The organism is Sphingobium sp. YR768, assembly GCF_900111125.1.
Lineage (GTDB): Bacteria > Pseudomonadota > Alphaproteobacteria > Sphingomonadales > Sphingomonadaceae > Sphingobium.
This window is the reverse complement of record NZ_FOGE01000008.1, coordinates 1-13,821: the sequence shown is the minus strand read 5'-3', so window position 1 is coordinate 13,821 and position 13,821 is coordinate 1. Positions and strand designations below refer to the sequence as shown.

The following is a 13,821-nucleotide window of genomic DNA, read 5'->3' as shown; positions in this document are numbered from 1 at the left end:
GGGAAAATCGCTCTGCCCCGGGGGCGTAGCTTCTTCTTCTTCTCAAGCCGCATGGTCATTCCGCCCCGGCAGTCTTGCTGGAGGGCCTTTGGGGAAACCGGTTCCATCGGCATGAAAAGTGCTTTCCCGGGTTCCCGCGTATCACGGCATGACGATATCAAAATCGCCCGATGGAGGGACGATCGCGTTGAGCCAGGCTTCAAGTGTGTGGCGATGTCCCGATATCACCAGGCCAGCGCGTTCAAGGGATGGCAGTGGCTCGCGTTTGAAGGCCATCGCCATGATCAGATCGCGCGGCGCCGTGACAGTGACCGTTGCCGCCGACAGAGCGCCGTCGCGCGCCAACATGATGTTTTCCGTCAGTTCGACCCCAACCGTCTCGCCGCGATCAGGCATGACGAGGTTGACGCTACTAGGCCGCCCGGCGAAGCGTTGCGGGTCAAAGCGAGTTGCAACTACGTCCATCAGCATGCGGCTGGGAACCGCTGCCGTCATATCTCGATTCTGCTTCAGCGTTGTTCTGGCGCGACCTTGGCGCAATTCTCGCGCAGCGGAGAGAAACTGGTTTCGCCACGTCCCGCTTGCGGCCTGATAACCCTGTTGTTCATAACTGTCTGCCAGAGCCTCCCGGGTCCAAGGATCTCGGCTACCGGCAAACAACAACTGGTTGAGCAGGTCCGAGGACCAGCGATAGTCGCCCCGAGCCATGGCTTGGCGCGCCAGTTTCAGGACACGCCGTTCCCCGCCAAGCGCCTCAACCATGCGCCTGGCGCGCTCGGCAGGGGGCCATGGGTCGAGATTTGCCGGCACGGCATCGTACCATCCCAGATAGAATTGATAGACAGCTTTCGCATTGTGCTTGTACGTCCCGTAGTAGCCTCGATCATAGGCGTGATCGGCCAGTGTGGGCGGCTGCGCCAACTGTTCGGCGATCTCGCCCGCCGTCTGACCTTCATTCATCAGGCGCACGGTCTGATCGTGCAGGAAGCGATAATTGTCGCGTTGGTTTGCCAGCATGGTCATAACATTATCCTGGCCGAAACGGGGCCAGCAATGGCTCGATATCAAAGTCTGGGTGCGGTCGCCGTACAGCCGCAGCGCCTCATCTAGATAGCCCGCCCATATCTTCGCATCGCGCACCTTCGCGCCGCGCGGCGTCAGGATATTGTGCAGCGAACAGGTCGACATTTCGGCGGACAGGAAAACGCCTTTCGCGGGAAACAACAGGTTCACTTCCGCAGGCGCTTCGCTGCCTGACACGATCTGGAACTCGACCGGCACGCCATCGATCACGACCTTGTCGCCGGTGCGCGCTATCAGGTTGGTGGGTGCGATCAGCGTGATTTCGCCCGCCGCCACGCTGGTGCTGAGGCCGCTGCCCATTTGTCCCTGCGGACCAGGGGCAAGGCCGATACCGAACTGATAGATGCCGCGCCGCCCCGTCACCGGCGCCACCACCAGGTTTTCGCTGGTGCTTTCCTCCATAAAGCCGACGGGCGCGTAGATACTGACCTTGCCTGCAAGGACGTCGGCCTCGTCGACCACGCCGCGCACGCCGCCGAAATGGTCGGAATGGCTGTGGCTGTAGATCACTGCTTTCACCGGGCGGCGACCCAGCCTGCTATTGACCAGCGCGAGCGCTGCTGCGGCCGTTTCGCGCGTATTGAGCGGATCGACGAGGATCCAGCCTGTCTCGCCCTGGACGATCGTCATATTCGAAACGTCGAACCCCCGGACCTGCCAAATGCCGGGAGCCACCGCGAACAGCCCATGCCGACGCAGCAGGCTAGTCTGCCGCCACAAACCCGGATTGACCGAAGCAGGTGCGTCTCCCTTCATGAAATCGAAGGCCGACAGATCCCACACCATTGCGCCATTTGCGGACCGAATCACCGGATCATCCCGCGTCGCGAGGAAGCCACGGCTGGCGAAATCGGCATCCTTGCCATCGTCGACCGGAAGCGAGGCTGCTGCCTGCTTCTGAGCAGCTAGCGTGAACGGCGAAGCGGGCTTGGCGAGAAGATCGGAGGGCGGTCGGTCATTGCCCGCCAGCGCCAGCGCTATCGGGCCGGCGATCCAAAGTCTGGCCGCTTGCCAATATGTCCGACGCGAGGCTGTCGGTGGTTGCCTCCCGAACCGGTCGGACCGATCGTTGCCGAAGCTGTGGAGCCGGAGAAGATTTTGCCGCTTCTCCAAAGCCGGTTGCTGACTACTTCCGTTCATGCAATCGTCCTGTCTCGTTTGGCTTTTGAAGATCGATCCGGTTGCGGCGATAACTATCTTCAGCAACTGAGGTAAATGACATGGTCACGATCAAGGACGTTGCCGAACAAGCCGGTGTTTCGCGCGCAACTGTTTCCAGAGTGCTGCTGCACCCGGAAATAGTCGGCGCCGAAACGCGCGAGCATGTCCTCACAATCGTCAACCAATTGGGATATGCACCTAATTCCGCCGCCGCCACGCTGCGTACGGCACGCACGAACAAGATTCTCGTGACCGTGCCCAACATCGCCAACAGCTTTTTTTCGAGCGTCATTCGGGGGGTGGAGGAGGCCGCGCAGAAGGCCGGCTATGCCGTGCTGCTGGGTGACACGCGCGAGAACCGGGAACGGGAGGAGCAATATGCCGCCATGCTGCTGCGGCGTGAGGCGGATGGGCTGATCTTTCTGGGCCACAGGCTGCCCGCCAATCTCAACGAATATCTCAAGGCGATGGGCACGCGCGCACCGATCGTCAACGGGTGTGAATTCAGCCCGTCCCTCAAGGTTTCCAGCGCGCATATCGACAATAGCGCGGCTGCATATCTGGCCACGGAGACATTGTATGAGCTGGGGCACCGTGATGTCGTGTTGATGACGGGGCCGTTGAAAAGTCCTTTGAGCCGCGATCGTCTCGCCGGCGCGCGGGCGGCGGCGCGTGCGCGTGGCCTGCTTGACCGGCTTGTCGTTGTGCATGGCGACTTTTCCATGCCCTCGGGCAAGGCCAAGGCAACCGAACTGGTTTGTGCCGGCTTTTCGGCGACCGCCCTGTTCTGCTTCAGCGACGAAATGGCGATCGGCGCGCTCGCGGCATTGCGGAATGCGGGCATCCGGTGCCCCGAGGACGTCTCGGTCATGGGTTTTGACGACATTCCGACGGCCCGCTTTGTTGATCCGGCTCTCACCACTATTCGTCAGCCCATGGAAACGATCGGTAAGCGGGTCGTCGCCCTCCTGTTGCAGATATTGACCACGGCGACGCCTAAACTGGAGGCCGAGACCCTGCCGCACCGCCTGATCGTGCGGCGCAGCGTCGGTCCTGCACCCAACTCCGACTAGCACCGCCACCCTACCGGCTCTTGCGAATCGGCAGGATCGCCAGGGCGCCGATGACGCCGGCGATCGACGCAGCGACGAAGATCGCCGGGTAATTGGGGCCGACGCCCGCACCAATGGCAAGGATGAGTGGCGCGGCCATTGGGGCTAGCGATTGCGGCAGGCTGTTGGCGATCTGGATCACCGCCATATCCTTGGCGGCATTGTCTGGGTGAGGGAGAACCGATGCGCACAAGGCGATATCCACCGCATAATAAACGGCGATGCCGATTCCGAAAACCGCTGCCCACAGGATAAACTGCACTGGAACCGTCGCCGTGCTGATACCTAGCAGCCCAGCGGCCGCCACCAGTCCCGCACCCAGGACCAGCGGCTTGCGTCGCCCAATCCGGTCCGAAACATAGCCGCTCAGCGGGGTGAAGACCAAGGTCAACACTGTCGTCATCAGCGCGCAATAAAACATGAAGCCGACTACATCATTTTCGCCGATGCCGATATGATCGGTCAGAAAATAGAGCTGATAGGTCATGAAGAAGGCATTGGCGAAGAATAGCAGAAAGCGGCTGGCAAAGGCCCAGGCAAAATCCGGGTAAAGAATGGGATTGACCCAGAAAGTGCGGAGGAGGTCGGTTGCGCGGAACGGTGTCACGGCGCCCGCGGGTCGATCCTTGAACGTGGTCAGGAAGAATGCGATGGCAATGGGTCCGGGCAACCACGGCACAAGGAACATCGCCATATTGTCCCCGGTGGTGAAGCGGGTGATGAACATCGCCGATAGGAATGCAAGGTTCACGGTAAGCCCGAGCAAGGCGGACATTCGGCCCTGCTGATGATCCGGCACGACATCGGGCATCACGGCATTCAGCGCGGCCTGGGTCGCATTTGAACCGATCTGGCAAATCAGCCATCCGATGCCCAAGACCGCGATGCTTTCGCTCTGGGCCATGATGAGCAGCCCCACGAAGAGGAAGAGCGACCCCATCACGACCCACAGCTTGCGCCGCCCGAAACGGGATTTGGTGCGATCAGAGATAGCTCCCCAGATCGGCGCCGCCGCCATTGCGCCGAATGCGCCTATGGCAAGCACCGCCGCAAGCTGCTCGCCCTTTTCTGCGGCGCTCGTCATGTGGCTGACTTTTAGTGCAATGGTCAGCACGACGGGCGCAAAAATGCCCACCCAGGCCGCATATTGGGTAAGCGCATAGGCAATCATGAAACGGGTTGAAACGTCGGACCTATGATCGACGATAATTGCGCCGGGTTCTGGCGGCAGATCTTGCAATGCCGCCGCATACTCTCCAATTTTATTATGCATTATTTGCCTCCCAAACCCTTCAGGCTGGCGTCAAGTTCACCGCCAGCAGCGAATCGGCTGCGAAATTCCTCAAATACTGATGGCTTGCGCCGAGGCCGCCGTGGATGGCCCGCAGCATCGAACGATGCGCCGTCTCATAGACCGTCGGGATACGCGTCATGCCCTGCGCATCGATGATCGAAGCCACGGCCGGTCGGGCATTTTGGTCGCCATAAAGATCGAGCCGGGCCGCCCAGTCCGCGCCAAAGGCGCGGAAACGGTGCCGGTGTTGCCGATCCGTTACCATTGGTGATACGGTCAGGCGGATCGGCGTGTTGTCGGGGGTCCGACAGGTCAACAGTGCGGACGATCGGGTTTCGACGCTGTCCACAATTGTGGAAATGGGCATCGCCAGCGCGCGCGCCAGGCGCATCTGATCGAACACCGCCCGTTCGATGTCCATCGTGCAGGATGCGGCAAAGTCGCAGATCGTCGCCCTCTCTGGAAGGCGGGCACGTAAGAGCGCAACCGCCGGATCACAGGCGAACGCCTCGCTCAGAAAAATTCTGGTTGAGGCCGGTTCGACCTGATCGATCAGGGCATCGATCTGTTCGGGTGGACAGGGCGCCGGATTTACCACCATGACGCAGCAGGCGCCGGCTTCCGCCGCAGCAACCACTGCTTCGGTCCAGTCGCCTTCTCCAAACGCGAGATGGACATCGCCCCGGTCGCCCGAAACATCCAGAACCGGGCGGTAGGATAGCGGTAGCGTGGGGACAAGTTCATTAAACAGGCCGATCAGTTCGGGCGCTGCGCTGAGCATGAGAACGTCTTTCATTGGCCTGCTCCCGCTGCGATTTTGGCGCAGCTCTGCTCGACGATATCCAAGGCGAAGCGGAAATCGCCGATCACCTGCGCCAATGGCGGAATCGGGAATGGCCGCCCGCGCGCGAGTTCACGAATGGCTTGCCATTCCATTTGATACCCGTTTCTGGCGAAAGGCCCGACTATGTCCGTTTCTAGCGTGCCGGAAATTCGGGCGGTCGCCGAACCAGCGTGAACAAAGGAAGGGGTGAACTCAAGGCAGAGCGACTGATCCGCCGATACGGCCTCCAACTCCCACGAGGGTTTCCAACTGTCATGGATATAGCCGAACAGGTCGATGACGCGATCACCCGCGCTAAGACTGATGGCATAGCCGAATGGCTCAAGCGGCATGGCCGACGTCACCGTTATCGGCGCGCCTTCGGGGATCATGGCGCGAACGAGCGGCAGATCATGGATCGCGAGTTCCATAATGCCCATCCGCATCAACAGCATTGCGATGTCTTCCGCGTCGAGTTCTGGCGGTGCCCTGGGTGGCAACTCGGTCGCCCACTGTTCGAACCGCTCATTGAAAGGCAGCACAATGCTCGATCGGATCGCGACGGCCTGTTCGCGCATATGTGCAACCGTCTCCGAAATGGCGCTCCATCCTGGATCGAATGCGTGCATGGCACCGATCAGCAGGGGAACATCGCTCGTCGCCGCTGCTTCCTCGACCAGTCGAATATCGTCCAGGCTCGATCCAAAGGGCTTTTCACACAGTATTGCTCGCTTTCCCGCCCGCATGCCTGCTGCGACATGTTCGGCGTGACAGCCCGCTGGCGTGGCGACGACGATCACCTCGACGCGCGGATCGGCCAGCATTTCTTCGAAACCGGGTATCACCCTCGCACCGACCTGCTGCGCGAGCGATTCGGCGGCGGATGTGTTGATGTCCCAAACGGCTTCGATACGAAATTCCTGCGCCATCTGGCCCAGAACGGGAACGTGAATGGTTTTGACCACTGCGCCCGCGCCTACGAAGCCTACTCCGATTCGCTCATCGGTTTTCATAGGAGGATCGCCGTTTTTCCGGCGGAGCGACAAATAGTGAAGGTGTGACGAATCACAAGGTGGCCGTGAGCCGCTTCCTTGTCGCCAGATCCGGCATAAACCGTTCTAAAATGGTTGTTATCCCTCTCCATAATAGCACTCCACTCCATAATTCTGTATTTTATATCGAGATATGTGTTGCTCAATTTGGAAAACCACGCAATGATAAATCATCGATACGCAATGAAATCGATCTCATAAAAAACGGAAAATGATTTAGGAGGGGGTGACCGATGCGACACAGCAGCGCGACATTCATTTCGCTGGCTTTTTTGCTAGCTAATACAGCAGCTTATGCACAGTCTAAGCAAGATCAGGCAGATGCCGGGTCGAATGGCGACATTGTGGTTACGGCAAACAGGGTTTCGTCGCTGGCGTCGAAAACACCGGTGTCGTTAACGGCGGTGTCAGGTGATTCGTTGAGAAGCGCCAATGTGACCAATCCGCTTCGCCTGACTGAAATCGTTCCCAGTCTTAACATCATTCGCAACGACGGCTTGCAGGTAACCCTGCGCGGCGTGTCTAGCGCTGATCGCACAGAGCGTGGCGATCCTTCCGTTCCTATACTGCTGGATGGCGTCTATATCGCGCGCCGACAGTTTACCGAGGTGAGCTTCTTTGACGTTTCCCGTGTGGAAGTGCTCCGCGGGCCGCAAGGCACGCTCTATGGGCGCAACACCACGGGCGGTGTCGTCAACATCATCACCAACAAACCGGAAAGTCGCTTCGCGGCGGGCGGCAACCTGACCTACGGCAATTATGACACGCTCCAGGCTGATGCGTTTGTAAACGTGCCGGTGTCCGAGAAAATAGCGCTCCGTGCGTCGGCAACCGTCGATAAGCGCGATACCTATCAGATTCGCGCATTTTCCTCGCCCTTTAATGGCGGCGCATTCAAGAAGAATATTGCGGGGCGCCTACAACTGCGCTTCGAGCCTACGGAAAACCTGAACATTCTTCTGCGAGCGGATTATGCACAGCTCAAAGGAAATCCGAACGAAGAAGTGTCTATGGACAATTTCTTTTCCTCCAGGCGTGCCTTGAGTGAGCCGAATGCGTTCGAATCACGTGTCTATGCGAGCAGCTCGGACCTCCGGCGCACCACCTATGCGCCCTTCAACTGGCAGGGGCGATCGAACAACAAATTCTATGGGTTCGAAGCTGAGGTGAACTGGTCGGTGGGCGAACTGCTGGACATCACCTATGTCCCTTCGCACCGCGTGTTTGATACCAACATCAACCGCGACATGAATTTTACAGGCACGCCGACCGGCAACGTGGCGCGCCTGGACTATGGGCATGGCACGCAGGATTCGCATGAACTGCGCATCGCCACATCCGGTAGCGGTCCGCTGAAGGCGCAGGTGGGCGGCAACTATTTCCGCGAAAAATCCGATTTCAACCTCTGTCTGCTCAACCTCAATGCGCCCTATCTCTGCTTCGCGCGGACTCCCACAATACAGACCGCCTACGGCATTTTCGGACAGGCGACCTACAGCCTGTCCGACCAGCTGCGCGTTACCGCCGGTGCGCGCTATTCGCACGACATGAAGAAGCTGACCGGCGGCGGCACCCGCCTGCAACAGGGGCCGGTCTATGACCCTGCGGTGGATCAAGAATTCCCGAGCCGTGCTGGACGGAGCTGGAGCAAGGTGACCTGGCGCGCCGGGCTCGATTTTGACCTGAGCAATCTGACCCTCCTCTACGGCACGATCTCTACTGGCTATAAGGCAGGCAGCTTCAACGACGGCATCGACGGGCAAACACCGGACGAGCAGCTCTACTATCGGCCGGAAACGCTTACCTCTTATGAAATCGGTTTCAAGACACGTACTGCCGATGGCGCTTTGCGCGTCCAGGGATCAGTATTTTATTATGACTATCGTGATCTGCAACTGACCTATGCAGGTGTTTTCAATGGTGTCGTTGCAGGCATCACCACCAACGCAGGCAAAGCCAGGGTAAAGGGGATTGAGTTAGAAGGCGTGCTGACCCCCAGCCCGCGCAACCGTGTCGACTTCAACGCTAGTCTGCTGGACGCGGAATATGTCGAATATTTCCCGTCGGGTGCGGGCAACACGCCGTCGCTGAACGGCTTTCCGTTAGATCGTTCGCCGAAGGTCGCGATCTCGGCTGGCTATACCTACACATTGCCGCTGGCCAATACCGGCAACCTGCAGGCCAGCGTTCGCTCGAAGTTGACATCGAGCTACAGCCTGCTGATTCCGACCGACCCGGTGACCTTCTACACGCAACCTGCGACCACGAAGACCGATGCGACCCTGACCTATAATGCGCCGGGCGACCGCTATTTCGTTCAAGGCTTCATATCCAATATCGAGGATATCGTGACGGTGAGCTCAGTGAACACCTTCCGCACTTCGACCTATAGTGAACCGCGAACTTATGGAATCCGCGTTGGCTTCAAGATCTAGCCTCTCGACGAGCTCCCCTGGCTGCCTGGCGACAGGCAGCCATCTAAGGCGCGTTCGCTTTTGGACAGAAAAAGGAACTGCACATGACTAATTCGATCCAGACTAGCGAACGCGCCCTTTTTGATGGCGTGACCTTGGATGGGTGGCATATGGCACCGCGCGTCTATGGTGACCTCTATCCGGGCGGGCCATCGGTCCACAGCTTCTTTGCTGACCGCGGGATCGAACCGCCAGTAGATCCGGAAAAATATCCTGCCCGCTGGTATGTCGAGGACGGGGCAATCGTCGGGGAACAGGCTGTCCGCAGCTATGGAGGATATCTGGTCAGCAACGAGACATTTGGCGACTTCGAGTTGACATTGGAAGCCAGGCCTGACTGGCCGGCCGATACGGGCATCATGCTGCGCCGTCAGCGGGACAGTTGGGAAGGGTTCCAGGTGCTGATCGACCATCGCGAAAGCGGCGGCATCGGCGGCTTTTTCGGCAACGGCCTGGCTAGTTTTTCCGCCGTTCCCTTCGCCATCCGCGGCCTTCGTGATGCGGCCGGTCGTGTGATCGGCCTTAAGGCGGATGACCCGGCCACATCCACCGAGCCGGTCACGCCGGACAAGATCGCGCGATTGACATATGCCGCGCAGGTGGAGGAATTTCTGCAAGCTTGGCGATGGGACGACTGGAACAGTTTCCGCATTCGCTGCGTGGGCGGGCTGCCGATCATCACGACATGGGTCAACGACGTAAAGATTGCCGAAGTCGACACGGCAACCCTCGACGCTCCGGACTACGACCCGGCGCAAATCCATGCCTTGCTGGGCAACCGGGGCCATATCGCCCTCGAAGTGCACGATAATGACGCCTTTTTCGGCGACGCACGGTGGGGCGAAGGCGCAAAATGTCGCTGGCGCAACATCCAAATCCGCGAACTCTGATCTTCGGGAGAATGACATGGCATATGCCGCCGTTTCCAGTTTTAGCCTGCACAGCCGCCTGGGTCCGCTCGCCCTTGAACAACGCAATGAGGTGGGCGTGCTCGAGCCCATCATCTTTCCTTTTCCGCGGGAGCATAGCCTGGAGGAATTCGGGGGCCTGGCCCACGACCGTCTGGGCGTGAACGCAATCGAACTGTGCCAATTGCAATTCGATGCCGCCGACGATGCGCGAGTGGAACGGCTGCGCGCCGCGCTGGATGAAAAAGGTATCAAATGCCTGACGATGCCCATCGATGTCGGTGATCTGACTACCGAATCCGACAGCTTCCGCAACGAAGACATTGAGCGGATCACGGCATGGTTCAAAGTCGCCCAAAAGCTAGGCGCGCATTATGTCCGGGTCAATGCAGGTGCCCCCGTCGGCGGAGCAGGCGAGGCGTCGTCCGGCGTGGTCGGCGCCCTGACAACGCTTTCGCAGCGCGCCCATGATCTTGGCATGTCGCTGCTGGTCGAAAACCATGGCGGCCCCAGTTCAGATCCCGATTTCATGCTTAAGCTTCTGGACGACGTCGGCCACGACCGGCTTGGGCTGCTGCTCGATCTTGGCAATTTCGAACCCTTGATCAGCATTTCGCACGGCCGTTTCGCGGGGCGGGAACTGCCAACGACGGGGCTCGATTTTTCGCCCATCTATGAGAGCATCGCCAGGCTCGCGCCGGTGGCGACTCTGGTCCATGCCAAGGCGATCGATCCGGCATCCGACGGGTCGCCGCTGCTCGACCTGGAGCGCGCTCTGAATATCGTCGCAACCTCTGGCTACACCGGCTCGGTCAGCGTCGAATGGGAAGGGCAGCAGGGCGATCCCTGGGAGCAGACCGCAACCACTCTTGCCAAGGTGCGCGCTGCCTTTCCGCACCTTCAATGAAATACGCCTGGAGGACCCCGGTGGCTGCGCTGCATTTTTACAGTATGAAATGTCGGTCTGCATGATCGCGCCGAACAGGCCGATCCGCTTGGCTTTGTTCGGCGGTGGACCGGGCGCTTTCATCGGCGCGGTTCACCGCCGCGCTGCGCTGCTCGACCTGCGCTTCCAGCTCGTCGCCGGTGCGTTCAGCCGCGACGCCAGTCGCTCCGCAGCGCAGGCCCGTGCCTTCATGGTGGACGAAGCGCGCGCCTACACCAGCGTAGAAGCGCTGATCGCTGGGGAAATCGGGCGCGAGGACGGTGTCGAGGCCGTCGCCATTGCCACACCCAATGACAGTCACTTTGCCATTGCCGAGGCTGCGCTCAAGGCAGGATTGCACGTCATAAGCGATAAGCCGATGACTTCGACCCTGGCGCAGGCGACCGCACTGGAGCAAATCGTGGCGCAAACCGACTGCGCCTACGCATTGACCTACACCTATATCGGCTATCCGATGATCCGCGAGGCCCGCGCGTCGGTTGCGTCCGGCCTGCTGGGCCGGGTTCGCAAGATCGTCGTGACCTATCCACAAGGCTGGCTTTCGGACAGCGTTGAGCACACATTGCCCGGCGCCGCATGGCGTACCGATCCTAGCCGCGCTGGCATAGGTGGGTGCATCGGCGACATCGGTGTCCATGCTTTCCAGCTGGCAGAATATATCTCTGGCCTGTGCGTCGAGCGCCTGTGCGCCGATCTATCCAGCGTGGTGCAAGACCGCGTGCTCGACGATGATTGCAACATACTGTTGCGCTTCGCCGGAGACGTGCCGGGCGTGCTGATGGCCTCGCAAATCTCGCTTGGCGAGCGAAACGGACTGTCGATCGCCATCTATGGCGAGCAGCGCGCTCTGTCTTGGAGCCATGAACGCCCCGGTGAGCTGCGCTTCCTGCATCCCGACAACCGCATGGAGACGGTGTTCGCCGGGAGCGCCGCGATCGGCCCGGACGGTATGGCGGCCTCGCGGCTCCCCGCGGGACATCCCGAGGGCTTTATCGAGGCGTTTGCGTCGATCTACAGCGATTTTGCCGATGCCATTCAAGGGCAGCGCGGCCTTCTTGACGGTCGCCTTCCCGGCATCGAGACAGGACTGCGGTCCATGCGCTTTGTCGCAGCGGCGGTCGCTTCCTCGCAGAATCGATCCTGGATCGAAATGGAGAATTCCCAACAGTGAAGACGATCAAGGGCCCTGCCATATTCCTCGCCCAGTTCATGGGAGATCAACCCCCATTCGACACGCTTGATGGGCTGGCGCAATGGGCTGCCAGCCTAGGCTACAAGGGTATCCAGATCCCCGCTGACCCGCGCCTGATCGACTTGGAAACCGCAGCGCAAAGCAAGGATTATTGCGACGAATTTCGGGGCAGGCTGGCCGTCCATGGCATAGAGCCGACCGAGCTGTCCACACACCTGCAAGGGCAGCTCGTCGCCGTTCACCCGGCCTACGACGCCTTGTTCGACAGTTTCACCATAGCTGCCGTGCGAGGCAATCCCTCGGCCAGGCAGACATGGGCGACCGAGCAGATCAAGCTAGCGGCGAGGGCTAGCGCCAATCTCGGGCTTGCCGCCCATGCGACCTTTTCAGGCGCCCTGGCCTGGCCCTATATCTATCCCTGGCCGCAGCGTCCCGCCGGGCTGGTGGAGGAAGCCTTCGCTGAGCTGGCCCGCCGCTGGCGCCCAATCCTTGATGTGTTCGCGGATGCAGGCGTGCATTGCGCGTTCGAGCTGCACCCTGGCGAAGACCTCCACGATGGCGCCACGTTCGAGCGCTTCCTTGCCGCCGTCGACCATCACCCAAGCGCCCGGATACTGTTCGATCCCTCGCACTTCCTGTTGCAAGCACTGGACTATCTGCAGTTTATCGACATCTATCATGAGCGGATCTCCTGTTTCCACGTCAAGGACGCCGAACTGCGTCCGAACGGTCGATCAGGCGTTTATGGTGGCTATCAGGACTGGATGGAGCGGCCCGGGCGCTTCCGGTCCCTGGGCGACGGACAGATCGATTTCAACGCCATCTTTTCCAAATTCGCGCAATATGATTTCGCGGGATGGGCCGTGCTGGAATGGGAATGCGCTCTTAAGCATCCTGAGGATGGCGCGCGCGAAGGCGCACAATTCATCGCTGATCACATCATCCGCGTCACGCCGCACAGCTTTGATGATTTCGCCAACAGCGGTGTCGATCCCGAACTGCACCGACGACTTTTGGGGCTGAATTCGACCTCGACCAAGGCTATTTAATCTGAGGAAGTCGATCTGATCCAGGCTTCACCTGAACGTAAGCCAATATGGGGGCATGCCGGCGCAACCGTCATCTTTAGCCGTTTATCTTGCCGGCCCCGTTCTGGGGATTGGTGGGGCGTGATCGGGATTGGTTTTACCGCGGATGATCGACTGCCGCCGGCCGATTGCGGCCTGGATCATGGATGACACCGGGGAGCCAAAGAAGGGCGAACATCCGGTCGGTGTCGTGCGTCAACGATGCGGGAAACTCTGCAAGCAGGAAACTGGCAGGTCGCTGTGAGACTCTTCGAAGCGAATGAGGACGCAAGGGAAAGGCTGACAAACGCGCTTCGTATGAGTGCAAACATCGCCCGATGACGGAGGCGCCGGACAAAGTCGAGCGCGTCATGGCTGCTGCTTGCAATCAATACGATGGCGGCATTTCCCCGTAGAAGCGGCTTTGTTGGCATGGATATAGTAGAAGGACCAAATATGAAGACTATCATTCCTGCCGTGGTGACCACGGCCGCGCTCACCAGTCCCGGAGCCGCCCAGGAGAGAGTCGAACAGTTCAGGCTGTCGGGCGTGACGCTCAGGGAGTCGACATATCAGGGCGCCCCGTCCTTCGAGCTGACGATGCCTGCCTCTTCCTGGCAAGATCCCGCGCGAGAGAAACTATCGGACCGCAATTTCATGGCATGGTTGCCGCTCGACTTCGGCAACGGCACGATCGACGTGGAGGTGG

The 13,821-nt window shown here is 59.9% G+C and carries 12 protein-coding genes; 8 read left to right on the top strand and 4 right to left on the bottom strand.

Going from position 1 to position 13,821, the window contains the following annotated elements; translation table 11 throughout:
* Positions 1-141: 141 nt before the first annotated feature.
* On the bottom strand, positions 142-2,223 hold the full coding sequence (locus BMX92_RS11355; RefSeq protein ID WP_143066771.1) for an alkyl/aryl-sulfatase: 2,082 nt from the start codon (positions 2,221-2,223) through the stop codon (positions 142-144).
* An 80-nt stretch (positions 2,224-2,303) separates the two neighbouring features.
* Between BMX92_RS11355 and BMX92_RS11350 the strand changes: the two genes are divergently transcribed.
* Positions 2,304-3,317 carry a LacI family DNA-binding transcriptional regulator gene (locus BMX92_RS11350; RefSeq protein WP_093016473.1) on the top strand — a complete coding sequence of 338 codons (1,014 nt, stop codon included), beginning with the start codon at positions 2,304-2,306 and terminating at the stop codon, positions 3,315-3,317.
* Between the two features lie 10 nt (positions 3,318-3,327).
* Here BMX92_RS11350 and BMX92_RS11345 read toward each other — a convergent pair whose 3' ends face one another.
* Genes BMX92_RS11345 through BMX92_RS11335 form a run of 3 tightly spaced genes read right to left on the bottom strand, consistent with a single transcriptional unit; the run spans position 3,328 to position 6,519 of the window.
* Positions 3,328-4,629 (bottom strand): MFS transporter, encoded by a 1,302-nt coding sequence (locus tag BMX92_RS11345; RefSeq protein ID WP_093016471.1) that lies wholly within the window; start codon positions 4,627-4,629, stop codon positions 3,328-3,330.
* A 19-nt stretch (positions 4,630-4,648) separates the two neighbouring features.
* Positions 4,649-5,446, bottom strand: coding sequence for a hypothetical protein (locus BMX92_RS11340; protein WP_093016469.1), 798 nt, complete (start codon positions 5,444-5,446; stop codon positions 4,649-4,651).
* Positions 5,443-6,519, bottom strand: coding sequence for a Gfo/Idh/MocA family protein (locus BMX92_RS11335; RefSeq protein WP_143066770.1), 1,077 nt, complete (start codon positions 6,517-6,519; stop codon positions 5,443-5,445). The genes BMX92_RS11340 and BMX92_RS11335 overlap by 4 nt, the downstream gene beginning before the upstream one ends.
* 239 nt (positions 6,520-6,758) lie before the next feature.
* On the opposite strand from BMX92_RS11335, the gene BMX92_RS11330 reads away from it, so the two are divergent.
* The 7 genes from BMX92_RS11330 to BMX92_RS11305 all read left to right on the top strand — a co-directional run.
* A complete protein-coding gene (locus tag BMX92_RS11330) occupies positions 6,759-8,960 on the top strand; it encodes a TonB-dependent receptor (protein WP_093016465.1) in 2,202 nt (733 codons plus the stop codon).
* An 83-nt stretch (positions 8,961-9,043) separates the two neighbouring features.
* On the top strand, positions 9,044-9,889 hold the full coding sequence (locus tag BMX92_RS11325) for a 3-keto-disaccharide hydrolase (RefSeq protein ID WP_093016463.1): 846 nt from the start codon (positions 9,044-9,046) through the stop codon (positions 9,887-9,889).
* 16 nt (positions 9,890-9,905) lie between these two features.
* Complete coding sequence (locus BMX92_RS11320; protein ID WP_177185010.1) at positions 9,906-10,814, top strand: sugar phosphate isomerase/epimerase family protein; 909 nt, start codon at positions 9,906-9,908, stop codon at positions 10,812-10,814.
* Positions 10,815-10,863: 49 nt separating this feature from the next.
* The gene (locus tag BMX92_RS11315; RefSeq protein WP_371262309.1) at positions 10,864-12,024 is read left to right on the top strand and encodes a Gfo/Idh/MocA family oxidoreductase; all 1,161 of its coding nucleotides are present in this window, start codon (positions 10,864-10,866) and stop codon (positions 12,022-12,024) included.
* The gene (locus BMX92_RS11310) at positions 12,021-13,094 is read left to right on the top strand and encodes a sugar phosphate isomerase/epimerase family protein (protein WP_093016459.1); all 1,074 of its coding nucleotides are present in this window, start codon (positions 12,021-12,023) and stop codon (positions 13,092-13,094) included. Before BMX92_RS11315 ends, BMX92_RS11310 begins: the two co-directional genes overlap by 4 nt.
* 145 nt (positions 13,095-13,239) lie before the next feature.
* Positions 13,240-13,377 carry a transposase gene (locus BMX92_RS26930; protein ID WP_143066769.1) on the top strand — a complete coding sequence of 46 codons (138 nt, stop codon included), beginning with the start codon at positions 13,240-13,242 and terminating at the stop codon, positions 13,375-13,377.
* A gap of 191 nt (positions 13,378-13,568) precedes the next feature.
* A partial coding sequence (locus tag BMX92_RS11305; RefSeq protein WP_218145766.1) for a hypothetical protein occupies positions 13,569-13,821 on the top strand: 253 nt, incomplete at its 3' end.

Bases quoted from the DNA above. Each gene is read 5' to 3' on its own strand.
- BMX92_RS11320 (WP_177185010.1), top strand. From the start codon at position 9,906: ATGGCATATGCCGCCGTTTCCAGTTTTAGCCTGCACAGCCGCCTGGGT.
- BMX92_RS11340 (WP_093016469.1), bottom strand. From the start codon at position 5,446: ATGAAAGACGTTCTCATGCTCAGCGCAGCGCCCGAACTGATCGGCCTG.
- BMX92_RS11345 (WP_093016471.1), bottom strand. From the start codon at position 4,629: ATGCATAATAAAATTGGAGAGTATGCGGCGGCATTGCAAGATCTGCCG.
- BMX92_RS11315 (WP_371262309.1), top strand. From the start codon at position 10,864: ATGTCGGTCTGCATGATCGCGCCGAACAGGCCGATCCGCTTGGCTTTG.
- BMX92_RS26930 (WP_143066769.1), top strand. From the start codon at position 13,240: ATGATCGACTGCCGCCGGCCGATTGCGGCCTGGATCATGGATGACACC.
- BMX92_RS11350 (WP_093016473.1), top strand. From the start codon at position 2,304: ATGGTCACGATCAAGGACGTTGCCGAACAAGCCGGTGTTTCGCGCGCA.
- BMX92_RS11355 (WP_143066771.1), bottom strand. From the start codon at position 2,223: ATGAACGGAAGTAGTCAGCAACCGGCTTTGGAGAAGCGGCAAAATCTT.
- BMX92_RS11325 (WP_093016463.1), top strand. From the start codon at position 9,044: ATGACTAATTCGATCCAGACTAGCGAACGCGCCCTTTTTGATGGCGTG.
- BMX92_RS11330 (WP_093016465.1), top strand. From the start codon at position 6,759: ATGCGACACAGCAGCGCGACATTCATTTCGCTGGCTTTTTTGCTAGCT.